This is a genomic window from Mucilaginibacter agri, assembly GCF_009928685.1.
Lineage (GTDB): Bacteria > Bacteroidota > Bacteroidia > Sphingobacteriales > Sphingobacteriaceae > Mucilaginibacter > Mucilaginibacter agri.
Window position 1 is genome coordinate 203535 of record NZ_WWEO01000043.1, and the last position, 15127, is coordinate 218661.

Here is a 15127-nt window from a genome sequence, read left to right on the forward strand (position 1 = left end):
CTAACCAACTTAGCAAAAATTACTTTGGGTAAACCGTGGCTGATTTGTTAATGAGATAATTTGACTATTTGTTTATGATAATTCATAATTGTGTATTCGCCCAGGTATTTTAAGGTGGTGCATGGTGCATTGTTCCACATGCACCACTGTGTTCCTACTTAAAAGTCATTTTGCGTGTTTTTAAATCATAAATAATTGATGGATAGTTTTTTGTGAAGTAAATCAGAAAGGCTGTTTTTGAAAATGCACCACTTTTAATGACTTATAAGTATTTTTTAATGACAGGCATGCACCACTCGTCCTTTTAATTCACTCGCGAATTCTATCGGTTTGCCTACTTACCGCCGACAAAAATTCTACACTATTGGGCAATAGTTTCAGCCTGCAAATAGCAATTTGTATGGTTATAAATAAACGGATATTTCTGCTTTTACTCATTCTGGGAGTTGCAGTTAACCTGTTGGGATTAAATACGCCTTTTTTTACCGACGACCCCGGTTTGTACGCCTCGGTACCCAAACAGATGATCTATCATCATAATTATTGGTGCTTGTTTTCTTATAATCACGACTGGCTGGATAAACCACACTTCCCGTTTTGGATGATTATGATTTCGTATAAAATTTTCGGGATCCACTACTGGAGTTATAAACTACCTGGCGTAGCCTGTTTCTTTCTGGGCGTTTACTATGTATACCTGTTTGCCGGTCGTTTTTACAACGATAATGTTGCTCGCATAGCCGTATTGGTTGCCCTGCTTACTCAACACGGCATTATGTCGAACACCGATGTGAGGGCCGAAGCTTATCTTTTCTGTTTTTTAATAGGTGCTATCTACCATCTCTCAAAACTTAAAGACACCTTCAAAATTCCCCACCTGTTGTTGGCCGCAGTGTTAACTGCCTTTGCAGTGATGACCAAAGGACTTTTTGTTTTAATTGGAATTTATGGCGCATTATTTGGCGAACTGCTGCTTACTAAACAGCTCAATAAACTCTGGCAACCACGTTATGTTGTACTGCTGTTAATTACCATTGTTTTGGTTTTGCCAGAGTTAATAGCGTTGTACCAGCAATTCGATCTCCATCCCGAAAAGGTAGTGTTTGGGCATAAGTTAGTGTCGGGTATAAGGTTCTTTTTATGGGATAGCCAATTCGGCAGGTTTTTAAATACCGGGCCTATCAGGCGCTCATCGGGTAGTGTGTTTTTCATTTTACATACCTTACTTTGGGCGTATGCGCCCTGGTGCTTTGTTTTGTATTATGCCTTGGTAAATAATGTACGTAAGATAATACGCAAGGAGAAACTGGCAGAATATTATACTCTAAGCGGCGGCCTGGTTTTGCTATTATTGTTTTCGTTATCGGGTTTTCAGCTGCCTTTTTATACCAATATTTTATTCCCGCTGTTTTCGATAATCGTTGCCGATGCGCTTAGCGGCAAAACATCGCCACGGTTTCATCAATTTATCATGGCCTCGCAAACCTTGTATATTGTAGTGTTTATATTGCTTATCTGTATTATCAATTTCTTATTCGCCTTAACACCGGCCTTAAAAGTTGCTATTAGTATCTGTTGGTTCGTGCTTCTTGCGATTATCTTGTTTTACATTTTTAAGCCCCGGCAAGCCGGATTGCAGCCCGTGTTTTATATGAGCTGTGCCATTATGATACTGATTAATTCCTACCTTGTAATTCTTTTTTACCCACGCCTTTCCTCATTTAAAGCGGAGATCAGTGCTGCCCGATTTTTAAACTCGGATACAAAAGCCAAGATTTTTGTATTAGAGAATAAGGATAATATTTTTCAGTTTTGCGTTAACAAACCCGTTCAGCTTATTCCAATTTCAGCTTTTGGTCAGCAATCAAATTCAGCTAGTAGTTACTACTACATCCATCAGGAAAGCTTAGACTATTTAAAAGCAAACCACATTAATTACCATCTGGTGAAGGCTTTTAAAGATTATCCCCGCGAAAATATTTTGCCCAAATTGTTAATGGATGATAGGCGGGCATCCGTATTAGATGATGTTTACATTGTTACTAAATAGGGGTATACCTTGGATATTCACTGTAGCACGAAAAGATTAATGCGCATATTTGCATATCGATTTCAATTGACAAATAACCTCATCAACAAATCGACAAATTAATATGAAATACCGCCACATCTTCTTCGACCTCGACCATACCATTTGGGATTTTGATAAAAATGCCGAAGAAACCCTGCACGAACTTTACCAACATTATGGTTTAAAAGACCTCGGCCTGCATTCGGCCGATTTGTTTATTGAGACCTATACTGCGCATAACCACCGGCTATGGGCAGAGTACCACATGGGCCGTATTACTAAAGATTATTTGCGAGAGATGCGTTTTAAGCAAACCTTTCTCGATCTGGGTTTGCAGCCTGAGGTAATCCCAACTGAGTTTGAAGATCACTATGTACGTATGGGGCCTACCAAGCTCAATCTCTTCCCCGGTGCGCACGAAACGTTGGCGTATTTGAAAGATAAATATACCCTGCACCTTATTTCTAACGGTTTCCGCGATTCGGTTGAAACAAAGGTGATCAACACTAATCTTGCCCAATATTTTGATAATGTGATCATTTCCGAAGTTGTTGGTGTTAACAAACCCGACCAGGCCATTTTTCAGCATGCGCTAAACCTGGCAGCCGCCCAAAAGCACGAAAGCGTAATGATAGGCGACAGCATTGAAGCGGATGTGTTAGGGGCACTTAATTTCGGTATGGATGCCATTTATTTTAACCCCGCAGGATTGCCAAAACCTGAGACCGTGAAAGTTGAGATAAGGACTTTAAGTGATTTGATATCCTTACTGTAGCAAAGAAGCAGAAGGTAAGAAAAGCTATTGGATCTCTACAGTATAATGTTGCTTTGTGCCTGCTTGTATATACTTGCCGATAATGATGCCGGTTAAAAAAACAGTGTAAATATGCCCGGTAATGCCCATTAACATTACAGACCTTTTTGCGGTTAGCGTTAGTGGTACGATATCTCCATAGCCAATGGTTAGTAAGGTTGTAAAGCTAAAATATGATAGATTAGAAAAGCGAACCGGCCCTAAGCCAATGTTTGAATAAGAGTGAGGTATGTTAACCTCGATGGTGATAAACAAAATGGCACCGGCAAGGCAAAGCAAAATAAAGCCGCATAATACGGTGGCCATCATTTCGGCCGATACGCGGCGGGTGGTAAATATTTTCTGATACACTTTAACAGATATCAGCATAAAATATAGAAAATAGATAACCAGTATAGCACCCGACCCAACACGGGTAAAATAGCAGCAGTTAAATAACGAAATGGCAAGCGTTAACCCAATCATGCCAGTAATTGCGTAGCGCATTTTCTTCTGATCGAAAAATACTACCACTGCAACCAGCATATTTTGCAGGGGTAGAAAGAGGATAGAGAATGTCATGCTGCGCGGGGTATCGCCAAATATTAACAGCAAAAAGCTAACTACCAGAATTTCGTACTTATTATGGCCTATAAAGGCTCTCAGTTTGTTAAGCATACAGCTAAAGTTTTAAAGAAAAATTAAGTATAGCTGTTATAAATAGTATGCTTCTTTTTAGTGTTACTTAGTTATTTAGCGTAAAACAAGTAAATGTAATTGGCAACAAAAAAACCAATAGACCAACAGCCGGTTTACATCGACCGGGTAAGGCGTTTAGCTCTATTAACATGATAGGGCTTGTACTCTCTTGCGCGTTTGAAAGCGTGCTTAATACTTGCAGGCATTTTAGCCTGTGGTTGGTGTTTTCACCAACCACTCTAGCAAGACGGATATCCATTATTCAGCAGATTAACCGTAGGGATAAAATTAAATTAAAAGTCTCTGATTATCAGCTGATCTGTGCGGGGTTGGATAAAGTTTTTGGTTATATCTCAACTTAATGGCACTTTAGTGCCACTAAACTTTATCAATTTCTAATGAAAAAAATCCTGCTCATTGCCTGTGCGGCAATAACTATTTTATCTGGCTGTAAAAAAGAAAAAGTTCCAACGGCTGCTTTCACTACTTCAAAATCTAATTATTATTTATCGGAACCTGTGTTGTTTAGCAATACATCTGTTAATGCCAGTACTTATGATTGGGACTTTGGCGATGGACAGACATCAAAAGAATCGAACCCGCAACATGCTTACACCAAATCGGGTACTTATCAGGTTAGAATGCTTGTTGGCGGTAACGCAACCCCGGCTGTTAAAAATGTTAAGATTTATGCCGGCAACGCCAGTTATGAAGTAGAAAATGGCACAACCGGTGGTTCAATAGACCTGGTTTCGTTTGCAGCAGATGCCAATAACAACATCATTGATTTTAAAGAGCATGGCATGATTGCCCAGGGTGGAAAATCAGATACCATATTCACTAATAATACCAGTATTTATATGGGCGGCACATTGGGTACGCAAATATTCATTGTAACTCCTTCATATACTATTACCAAGTACAGTCACAATAAACTTGCGCTTACAAACAACAGCCAGGCTTATTTTAGTGATGCAACAGGTTCAAACAATGTTAAAGGCGTGGCTACGCAAAGTTTGCTGGGTACTGCTGGTAAAAAGGTACAACGTATCGGAGAAGTTAAGTAGTGTGGCCGCTGCATGCTAAGGTGGTACTCCAATACCTGCCTTAGCATATTTGGTAATCTATCCAAACTTGACTACATTCAAATTGTTAGTCAGAAAATAAGGCCTTGAATATAAACCAGCAGCGTAAACGGATAGAAGCGGCATTAGACCAGTATCGCCATCGTTTGGATGAGATCCCGGACAATCAATTCGACCTCACCCCTCCAAATGGCGGCTGGAGTTATGCCGAAGTTTATGCGCATATCCTGCAGGCGGATTTCGGATCGCTGATTGCTGCAGAAAAGTGTGCCCGTAAAACAGGCATGCTTACCAGTAAGGGTACTAATATATTCGGCAAAATTGTTTTGCTAACCGGCATCTTCCCGCGCGTTAAAGCGCCCGATAAAATGGCTGCCGTTGTAAAAAAGATAGATAAAGAAGAAGCGCGTAACCTCATTATCCGTGTGCGCAACCGTTTAGAAACGCTGATGCCCCTGCTGCAAAATGCGCCACCAAATTATAAGATTAAACATCCGCGTATGGGCATGCTCGATGCCGGGCAATGGCTAAAGTTTGTACGGATACATACCGAGCATCATTTAAAGCAGTTGGATAGGATAAAGCGGGGGTTAGCCTGAGCGTAGGAGCCTCACCCAACCCTCCCCAGTTGCCGCAAGTTTCTAACTTGTGGCTATACTAATGTAAGGTTTCACCTTACGAAAGCTGAAAGCTTTCAACAGTACAAGTCACAAGTTAGGCTGCGCTAAACTTGCGACAGCGGTGCGGTATTCATCTCGCGCCAGCGGAAATTTTGTCAATTCTTAAATTCTGAAAATTCCGGTTCAAACCAATTTTCAACACATTTAGCACATCTATTCTCAACTTTTTATCATATCGCCGTTAAACCTTAAACAATGCGCCAAGTCTGTTGTATTTTAGGGTATAAAAGAGGTTTAGTTGTAAGAAATGAGATCCGAAATCGAAATCCGATATTCGAAACTGAAAAAGTTTTCGCCAACTGTAACATCCTGATATTTAATACCGTCTTAACAATGAGATAATTTACTTCACTTAATTTTGTCACTAATTAAAGGTTAAAATGAGTTTCAACATTGCTTATTTAATCATAACCGGCCTGGTGCTGTTATTAGCCATCTTATACGTTAGCCCTTATGAATTGATGGTTGACGAAGAAGAGGACGAACTAATATAAAAATCGGGCCATATAAGATTGTTGTGCTGGTAAAACACCGGCCCTGAATTATAGGCTTAATTAATGGCAAAACGCGAAGTTGATATCGTGGTTATTTCTGATGTCCACCTGGGCACATACGGCTGCCACGCTAAAGAATTGCTGAAGTATCTGAAAAGTATTAAACCCAAAGTACTTGTTTTAAACGGCGACATTATTGATATCTGGCAGTTTAGTAAATCTTACTGGCCCGAAAGCCATATGAAGGTCGTTCGTCGCATCCTGAAATTTGTAACAGAAGGCGTGCCGGTATATTACCTTACCGGTAACCACGACGAAATGCTGCGCAAGTTTGCCGACTTTAATCTCGGTACATTCCAACTCCTTAATAAAGTGGTGCTCAACATCGACGGTAAAAAAGCCTGGATCTTTCACGGTGATGTATTTGATGTTACCATGCAGCACTCTAAATGGCTGGCTAAACTGGGCGCAGTTGGATACGATACACTGATCATCATCAACAGTATGGTAAACTGGTTCTTAACTACCATCGGAAAGCAGAAAATGAGCTTCTCGCAAAAGGTAAAGGCTAAGTTTAAAGATGCCGTGAAGTTCATCAATCAATTTGAACAAACAGCCGCCGATCTGGCCGTTGAAAAACAATATGATTACGTGATTTGCGGGCATATCCACCACGCAGAGATCCGCACCATAACTGCTACCGACAATCCCGGTGCTGTATTATACCTCAACAGCGGCGACTGGGTAGAAAGCCTGACTGCTTTGGAATACAACGCAGGCAAATGGGACATCTTCAAATATCAACCCGCCGATTTTGAAACCGAGGTTGATGAAGAAGACAAAACCGACGCCGAAGACCTTGACAACAAGCTCGATGTAAAAACCCTCCTCGAGAGGTTTAAACAAGAGGCGGAGTAAGTCGGCTAGGTGAATGGCAACGAAACATTATCTTGATTCCTGATTCTCGTTTCTTGATTCTAAATCGCGATATTAGATGTAATGAAGCGATCGACATTCTTTATTCTCTTAGGGTTTTTGCTATTCGTAGTTTTTATCTTTTGGTATTATGCCGGTTTTCAAAAAAAACACGACAGCCGTACCCTGGCGCAGGTAGTAGATGCTACCAAATTTGATAAAGGTGTTGCAGATCGATTGCCACTCTATGATTCGCTCTCTAAAATGATTTTGCTTTACGCCGACAGCCTGATGAGCAAAACCGACAACAGAAGAGTTTTTTCTATTGACACTGCCGCCCGGCAGTCAAATAGTAATAAAAGGCTTGCGAGGGTACCCAATTTTAAATCGATAAAAACACTATGGGAAAAAATAGGCGGTGAGTATTTAACCAGTGTTGAATTAGACCGCGTTTATCAACAAAATGATTGCGCTATAAAACTCAATATTCGGAATGGTAAGATCGAACTCAAATCGGGTAACTACAGCATTGGCCACTGGCTGGTGTATAAAACATTTCCCGAGCATGGCGGCAGGTTTAACAAAGACGAGATGCTTTCGCCCGATTGGCGTTATGGTATCATATTCACCAAAAAAATGGAGGAGGTGGCATATCATTATTAAATATATTTTTGTGCTGTTACCTTAACATAAGCTACCTATGAAAATATTGTTCGGCATACAGGGAACCGGGAATGGCCACATCAGTCGCGCCCGCGAAATAGTGCCCCTGTTGCAGCAACATGGCGAAGTTGATCTGCTGATAAGCGGCACACAGGCAGAAGTTTCATTGTCACAGCCTTTAAAATACCAATATCATGGTTTCAGCTTTGTGTTCGGTACCAACGGCGGGGTTGATAAATGGGCCACCTATAAAATTATGAACCTACGCCAGTTATGGAAAGATATGCACAGCCTCCCGCTGCAGCAATATGATCTGGTTATTAATGATTTTGAACCGGTGAGCGCCTGGGCTTGTAAGTTGCAAAAAGTGCCATCGGTGTCGCTAAGTCACCAATGCTCATTTGTATCGCCCAAAACACCAAGGCCTGCCAAATGGAATTATGCTGAGTGGCTGTTTAAATACTATTCGCCCACCACATATCATGTTGGTTTTCATTTTGAGCGGTACGACGATTTTATCCATACGCCGGTCATCCGCAGCGAAATTCGGGCTATGGAAACCGCTAACAAAGGTCACTACACGGTTTATCTTCCTGCTTATAACGATCAATTATTAATCAAACATTTGAGCCAGGTAAAGGATGTAGAGTGGCAGATATTTTCTAAGCGCCAAAAAACACCCCTCCGCGAAGGCAACGTAACAGTGCTGCCTGTTAACAACGATGCTTTTAACACTAGCCTGGCCAACTGTGAGGGCCTGCTTACCGGCGGTGGCTTCGAAGGCCCGGCCGAAGCGCTATACCTCGGCAAAAAGGTGATGATGATACCGATGATAAACCAATACGAGCAACAGTGCAATGCACTGGCGGCGTCGAGGTTGGGCGTGCCGGTGGTGCATCATATCGATCATCATTTTACCGAACACCTAACCAACTGGATAGCAAATGATAAAAAGATTGTGGTAGACTTTAAAGATGAAACTGCACAAATTGTAGATAATTTGGTAAAGCAGTATGCTAAACCACAAGCAATTTTAGCATAAGCCGTTTTTATGGTATCTTTGCGGCAGTACTGGTAAATGATCAATCTTTTCAGAATATACAACCCTATAAATATCGTCTGGCTGGCTTTTGTATTGCTTGTTGTACGGTTGGGCTACATCATTAAAGCACCAGATCATCTCGATTTTATTTTCGTCGAATCATTTACGCGCTCGCTGGTACCGGTGGCTTATGAAAATGCTTTTTCGCCAACAGCAAATATATTGCTGGCTGCCGGGTTGGTATTTGGCCAGGCTATCATCTTTAATTATCTCATTAACTTTTATAACCTGTTGGGTAAACCCAGCTTTTTGCCTGCATTAATGTATGTGGTGGCATCAAGCATGTTTACCCCGTTTTTGATGCTAAGCCCGCCGCTTATCTGTAATTTTTTGATCCTGTGGATGCTGTTCAAGCTCTTCGGGCTGTATAAAACAGATAATGCCAAGTCGGCAGCCTATGATCTGGGGATGATCGTAGCTGTAGGTTCGCTTATATACCTGCCCTTTGTGTATCTCATGCTGGTAGTTTGGCTGGCTTTAATACTGTTCCGCCCGTTTGATATCCGCGATTGGATAGCCAGTGTGTTTGGTTATGTAACCGTGTTTTTCTTCCTGGCGGTGTATTATTATCTTAATAACAGGCTGCAAACTTTTTATACTATATGGCTGCCTCTGGGTACTAAATTCCCTAATAGCATCCATATCAACCAGTGGAATTACCTTATACTGGCGCCGGTATTGCTTATCTTTGTGCTCTGTTTCTTTAAAATACAGCAGATTTTCTATAAAAGCTACGTGCAGATCCGTAAATCGTACCAGTTGTTACTGTTGCTTTTTATAATTGCCGGGCTTGCATTTTATGTAAAAGAGTTTAGGTTGAGTCACTTTTTGTTGTGCGTAGTGCCAACAGCTGTGTTTTTTGCCTACTATTTTTTATACGCTACCAAGCGTTGGTTCTACGAGTTATTGTTTGTGCTGCTGGTTGGCAGCATTATTTATTTTCAGTTTAACACTTTTTAACTTTTACATTCGTTCAGGTTCAAGGTGTTGTATTAGTTTTGTAACATGAAATTTGGAGTAGTTATATTTCCGGGTTCCAACTGCGATGAGGATATCATTTACGTATTGGAGCAAGTTTTAGGTCAGGAGGTGGTTAGGTTATGGCATAAAGATCATGACTTGCAGGGAGCCGACTTTATTGTTTTACCAGGCGGTTTCTCTTTTGGAGATTATCTGCGTTCTGGCGCAATTGCGCGGTTTTCGCCAATTATGCAAGAGGTAATTAAGTTTGCCGCAGGTGGTGGTTATGTAATGGGTATCTGCAATGGCTTCCAGATTTTGGTTGAAGCGCATTTGCTGCCTGGTGTATTGCTGCACAACAATAGCCGCAAGTTTATTTGCCGCAATATTTACCTTAAACCAGAAACCAACAACTCTTTGTTAACTGCACAAGCCGACCTGCAGCAGCCGTTGAAGATACCTGTTGCGCATGGCGAGGGTAACTACTATGCAGATGCCGATACCCTTAAAGCATTGAATGATAACGATCAAGTGTTATTTAGATATTGCGATGAAGCAGGTAACGTAACCGACGAGGCCAACGTTAACGGCGCTATCCAAAATATTGCAGGTGTATGTAACGCAACCCGTAATGTGTTTGGTTTAATGCCTCACCCAGAGCGTGCTGCAGATAGCCTGTTGGCTAATCAGGATGGCTTGGTGATATTTGAGTCGATACTGTCTTTGGCTAAAGCCTAATGCCCAACCTGGTTATTGATATCGGTAATACGCAAACAAAGCTGGCCGTTTTTAATGATCAGGAAATGCTGTGGTTTAACCATTACGATGTAACCGACGCCGGTATTATAAATAATGTCATTGCCGAATATCATATCGAAAAGGTGATCGCATCATCGGTGAAAAGAGATCAACAATGGCAGAGCCAGCTCCATAAACAAGCCAAGTTTTACCAGTTTAACTACCAGATGGCAAAATCGGTGCATAACCATTACCGCACCCCACAAACACTGGGGCTGGATAGGCTTGCTGCGGTGGCAGGTGCGGTTGATTTGTATCCCGGTGCCGGTAACCTGGTTATTGATGCAGGCACCTGTATCACCTATGATTATGTAGATGCCGGTAAAAACTATGCCGGTGGTAGCATATCGCCGGGTTTGAACATGCGCTACAAGGCCATGCATAATTATACTGATGGGCTGCCATTGGTTAATAAAAATGAGGCATTCGATAATAATTATGGCGACGACACCGTTTCGGCCATGGTATCGGGTGTTCAGAATGGAATAAAATACGAGGTAGAAGGCTTTGTTAAAAGTTATCAAAAACAGCAGCCAAACCTCAATATCATACTAACCGGGGGCGACGGTATTTTTTTGGATACTCTATTGAAAAATAGCATCTTTGCCCCCTATATTAAAATTGAACCGTCCCTTGTTTTACGGGGTTTAAACGCAGTTATTAAAGAGCATAATGATTAAATATATCCGTTTTATAGTACTATTTCTGGTGGCTGTTTCTGCTTCTGCAGCAGTTATGGCCCAATCAACTGCTACTACTAGTTCCCCTTACTCAAGATATGGTTTAGGTGAGTTAAACCAGGACCTGCTGCCACAAACCCGTGCTATGGGTGGTATAGCAACCGGTGTTAACCGCATTAATGGTTATAACAACATCAACTCAGAAAACCCTGCTTCATACGGTTTTATGAATTTTACGGTTATTGACGTTGGTGTATATAGCAATATTGTAACCCTTAGCCAAACAGGTGTACAATCGCAAACCAACAGCAACTACCGTTTAAGCCACATTGCATTTGGTATACCGGTAAGCCAGCGTTCGGCATTAAGCTTTGGTTTAAAGCCTTACTCTGAGATGGGTTACAACTTTCTACAAACCCGCAGCAACTTCGGTACAGGCCTTGCATCTGATACCAACGCAGTAAATAACGTTTACACAGGCGATGGCGATTTAAATAAAGCTTATATCGGTTACGGTTTTGGTTTAGGTAAGCACCTTTACCTGGGTGGTAACGTATCGTACATATTTGGTAACCTGCAGCAATTTCGCTCGGTTGAGATCCCTAACTCATACGGGGTGCTTAACAGCCGTATAGAAGAAAGTAACAAAGTAGGTGGCCTTAATTATGACTTTGGTGCCCAGTTTACATTTGATATTAAAGAAGGCGAACACTTTACCTTCGGTTACTCGGGTTCTGCATCAAGCAGCCTTAATACCCAAAATAGTTTTGTGGCCAGCCAGTACCAGAAAAATTTCTCTACGGGCGACGAGAGCGTAGCTGCCGATACTATTGTGAATCAGCAATCGCCTAACGGCAAAATTAAACTACCGCTTATCAATCACTTTGGTTTTACATTCCAAAAAGATCAGAAGTTTTTAGTCGGTGCCGATTATAGCATAGGTAACTGGTCTAAACTAACCATTGCCGGTGTAAATCAGGGTTTGCAAAATACCCAAACGTTTAACATAGGTGGTCAGTATACACCAAACATCAACCAATTGCATAACTACCTGGCTGCTGTTGACTACCGCTTAGGTTTTACATACGAGAAAACCTACGTACAAATCAACGGCACTAATATTAACGAAAAAGCGATCACTTTCGGTTTTGGTTTGCCACTTGCACCTGCCAATAACGGCGGTTTAAGTTTCTATAAGATCAACATATCTGCCGAGATTGGCCAGCGCGGTACTTTAGCAAACGACCTGATCAAAGAAAGATTTTATAACTTTCATATCGGTTTCACACTTAACGATAAGTGGTTCCGTAAGTACAGATTCGATTAATCATAGCTGTTAATGTTTTACAGGTTGGGGTACATGGTTAAGCCTTACATCTGGCTGCTAATGCTTGCCACAACCTTGTTATGTGCCTGCGAAAACGATCTGAAGAAAATTCAGGAGATCTCTGCCAAAGAAACAAGCGCCCCCGTGCAGCGCACAACAGGTGTAGATGTGATCTACAGCGACTCGGCTAAAGTAAAGATCCACATGGAGGCCCCGCTGTTGATGCAGTATACTACTAAGAATCCTTACGACGAAATGCCCAAGGGCGTTAAAATATCTTTTCTGGATAGTAATGCCGTTACCACAAGTACCATTACCTCAGAGTATGGCGTGCGCCGTATAAACGAAAAACTGATAGAGCTTGATAAAAACGTAGTTGCCACTAATGAGAAGGGCGACGTTTTTAGGTCGGATCAATTAATTTGGGATCAAACCACCCGCAAAGTAACTTCGAAAAAGCCGGTTTCCATTACCTCTACAGATGGCAGTGTAATTTACGGAAGTACGCTTACTACCAACGAGAAATTTGATCCCTGGGATATCACACAAACCACCGGAAAATTTAACGTGAAGCAAAACATTACACCATAAAATATTGTTTTAAAGCACTTAAATTTTGTGATGTAATATTTTGGTAAAAATTGTATCTTGCGCGCTCTTTTAACTAAATAGAAATACAAAAACAAAAATAATAAAGTAATACAGGTATATGGGTATAATGAGTTTTCTGCGCAACCGTATGGGGACGATCCTGGTCGTTGTTATCGGTTTAGCACTTTTTGCATTTATTGCAGGGGAAGTAGTGCAGTATGGTAAATCATTTTTCTCTGGCGATCAAACCACAGTAGGCGAGATCAGCGGGGAGAAAATTAAGTATGATGCATTTAATGCAAGGTTAGATCAAAACACAAAACAGTATCAGCAGCAGTTTGGCCAAAGCCTTACGCCGCAGTTAACCAGTTATGTGCAAAACATTACCTGGAACCAGTACTTAAGCCAAATCATCTTCAAAAAAGAAGTTGATAAAATTGGTGTTGTTGTTGGTGCAGATGAAACCCGCAGCATGATTAGTGGCACAAACCCCGATCCGGAAGTTGCCCGTAACTTTACCAACCCGCAAACAGGCCAGCTTGACCGCGCACAGTTGAACCAGTTTTTAAACAACATGCAGAATACACCAGCATCAGACCCAATGCGTGCACAATGGGCTGAGTTTGTTGCCGGACGTATCGAAGCAAAAAAGATGGAGAAATACCTGGCCATTGTTCACAATGGTTTATATGTAAACTCTCTTGAAGCAAACGACGATTACGAAGCAAAAAACAAGCTAGCTAACTTTAAATATGTTACGTTAAGCTACGCTTCGTTGCCAGACAACAAGGTTACCGTTAGCGATGACGATTTCCAGGCTTACTACGATGAGCACAAAGCATCATTTAAAAACGCGCAGGAGTTACGTAGCTTCCAATATGTAAGCTTTAACGCTTCTCCTTCGAAAGAAGATACCGCTGCCATTAAGAAACAAGCAGATAAACTGGCTGCAGATTTTAAAGCAAGCACTAACGATTCGCTTTTTGTACAGATCAACGCTGTTGATAATGCAAATAAAGCTGGCTTGGCATTCCAACGCAAAGGTCAGTTAGATCCGGCTATCGATTCTATCATGTTCAACGCCCCTAAAGGTTTTGTATACGGCCCGTATGTTTCTAACGGAAGCTACAAAGTATCTAAACTGGTTGATGAGCGTGTTGGTCCGGATTCAGTAAAATCACGTCACATCCTTATTAACCCTGCTACCGAAGGTGGTTTACCTAAGGCACAGGCTAAGGCAGATAGCATTAAGAAAGTAATTGAGGCCGGCAAACCATTTGCTGATATGGCTAAAATGTATTCTTCTGATAAGGGTTCTGCCGAAAAAGGTGGCGAGTTAGGTACATTCGGTCGTGGTGCTATGGTGCCTGCATTTGAAGATGCAGTGTTTAACGGCAAAACCGGCGACCTGAAAGTGATCACTACTCAATTTGGTGTTCACATCATCCAAATCGAAGATCAAAAAGGTTCATCTAAAGTAGTTAAAGTAGCTACTGTAGATCGTCCTTTACAGGCAAGCAGCCAAACCCAGTCGGTTGCTTTCAGCAAAGCGCAAACTTTCCTTTCTGCAGCAACCGGAGGTAACTTCGATGCGCAGGCTAAAAAAGAAGGTTTGGAAGTTAAAACTGCACCAGATGTTAACGGCTTAGCAGGAAGCCTGCCAGGCTTAGATAACGCTCGTGAAGTTGTTAAATGGGTATTTAAAGCAGATAATGGCGATATTGCTGACAAAGCATTTACTGTAGGTAACCAATACATTGTACCTCGTGTAACGGAGATTAAACCAGAAGGTATTTTGCCACTGGCTGCTGTTAAAAAACAAATTGAGCCTGCTGTACGCAATATTGTAAAAGCAAAACAATTAACAGAGAAATTACAGGCAGCTGCAAATGGAGCTACCTCGATAGATCAGGTAGGTCAGAAAGCTGGTGCTCCGGTTGTACCTATTCAGAACATCGTATTTGCAAACCCTGTACTGCCAGGTATCGCTCAAGAGAACAAACTGATTGGTTCTATCTTCGGTTCGCAACCAAACAAGGTTAGCAAAGTAATTGAAGGTGCACAAGGTGTTTATGTATACCTGGTTGATGGTTTTGTTAACCCTGCGCCTTTAACCAACTCGGTTAGAGAGAAGCAACAGATCGGTCAGGCTATATTACAACGTGCCGACAACCAGATCTTCGATGCTTTGAAAGATAAGGCTAATGTAAAAGATTACCGCGCTAAATTCTTATAGGATAAAATAGCGTAATTTTATATCCGGAACAGC

At 41.6% G+C, this 15127-nt stretch carries 14 protein-coding genes; 13 read left to right on the top strand and 1 reads right to left on the bottom strand.

All coding sequences use genetic code 11. From position 1 onward, the window contains the following. Positions 1–400: 400 nt before the first annotated feature. Complete coding sequence (locus GSY63_RS13760) at positions 401–2050, top strand: ArnT family glycosyltransferase (RefSeq protein ID WP_166586401.1); 1650 nt, start codon at positions 401–403, stop codon at positions 2048–2050. Between the two features lie 103 nt (positions 2051–2153). Then, positions 2154–2846 (top strand): YjjG family noncanonical pyrimidine nucleotidase, encoded by a 693-nt coding sequence (locus tag GSY63_RS13765; protein ID WP_166586402.1) that lies wholly within the window; start codon positions 2154–2156, stop codon positions 2844–2846. 24 nt (positions 2847–2870) lie between these two features. Here the strand turns inward: GSY63_RS13765 and GSY63_RS13770 are convergent, their stop codons facing one another. Next, positions 2871–3542, bottom strand: coding sequence for an ion channel (locus tag GSY63_RS13770; protein ID WP_166586403.1), 672 nt, complete (start codon positions 3540–3542; stop codon positions 2871–2873). A gap of 419 nt (positions 3543–3961) precedes the next feature. Here GSY63_RS13770 and GSY63_RS13775 point away from each other — a divergent pair, with 419 nt between their 5' ends. The 11 genes from GSY63_RS13775 (at position 3962) to GSY63_RS13825 (ending at position 15094) form a co-directional block, all read left to right on the top strand. Further along, positions 3962–4630, top strand: a complete 669-nt coding sequence (locus GSY63_RS13775; RefSeq protein ID WP_166586404.1) for a PKD domain-containing protein — start codon at positions 3962–3964, stop codon at positions 4628–4630. Between the two features lie 104 nt (positions 4631–4734). Further along, positions 4735–5247, top strand: coding sequence for a DinB family protein (locus GSY63_RS13780; RefSeq protein ID WP_166586405.1), 513 nt, complete (start codon positions 4735–4737; stop codon positions 5245–5247). Between the two features lie 638 nt (positions 5248–5885). After that, positions 5886–6740 carry a UDP-2,3-diacylglucosamine diphosphatase gene (locus tag GSY63_RS13785; RefSeq protein WP_166586406.1) on the top strand — a complete coding sequence of 285 codons (855 nt, stop codon included), beginning with the start codon at positions 5886–5888 and terminating at the stop codon, positions 6738–6740. 81 nt (positions 6741–6821) lie between these two features. Next, the gene (locus GSY63_RS13790) at positions 6822–7400 is read left to right on the top strand and encodes a hypothetical protein (RefSeq protein ID WP_166586407.1); all 579 of its coding nucleotides are present in this window, start codon (positions 6822–6824) and stop codon (positions 7398–7400) included. Between the two features lie 37 nt (positions 7401–7437). After that, positions 7438–8442, top strand: coding sequence for a glycosyltransferase family protein (locus GSY63_RS13795; protein ID WP_166586408.1), 1005 nt, complete (start codon positions 7438–7440; stop codon positions 8440–8442). A 36-nt stretch (positions 8443–8478) separates the two neighbouring features. Then, positions 8479–9462 (top strand): DUF6427 family protein, encoded by a 984-nt coding sequence (locus GSY63_RS13800; protein ID WP_166586409.1) that lies wholly within the window; start codon positions 8479–8481, stop codon positions 9460–9462. A gap of 45 nt (positions 9463–9507) precedes the next feature. Beyond that, positions 9508–10200: a phosphoribosylformylglycinamidine synthase subunit PurQ gene (gene purQ, locus GSY63_RS13805; protein WP_166586410.1), complete on the top strand. Its 693-nt coding sequence runs from the start codon at positions 9508–9510 to the stop codon at positions 10198–10200. Then, positions 10200–10940, top strand: coding sequence for a type III pantothenate kinase (locus GSY63_RS13810; RefSeq protein ID WP_166586411.1), 741 nt, complete (start codon positions 10200–10202; stop codon positions 10938–10940). Before purQ ends, GSY63_RS13810 begins: the two co-directional genes overlap by 1 nt. Then, positions 10933–12267, top strand: a complete 1335-nt coding sequence (locus GSY63_RS13815; protein WP_166586412.1) for a hypothetical protein — start codon at positions 10933–10935, stop codon at positions 12265–12267. The genes GSY63_RS13810 and GSY63_RS13815 overlap by 8 nt, the downstream gene beginning before the upstream one ends. Positions 12268–12300: 33 nt before the next feature. Next, positions 12301–12858 (top strand): LPS export ABC transporter periplasmic protein LptC, encoded by a 558-nt coding sequence (lptC, locus tag GSY63_RS13820; protein ID WP_166586413.1) that lies wholly within the window; start codon positions 12301–12303, stop codon positions 12856–12858. Positions 12859–12985: 127 nt separating this feature from the next. After that, complete coding sequence (locus tag GSY63_RS13825; RefSeq protein WP_243749230.1) at positions 12986–15094, top strand: peptidylprolyl isomerase; 2109 nt, start codon at positions 12986–12988, stop codon at positions 15092–15094. Positions 15095–15127 lie beyond the last annotated feature (33 nt).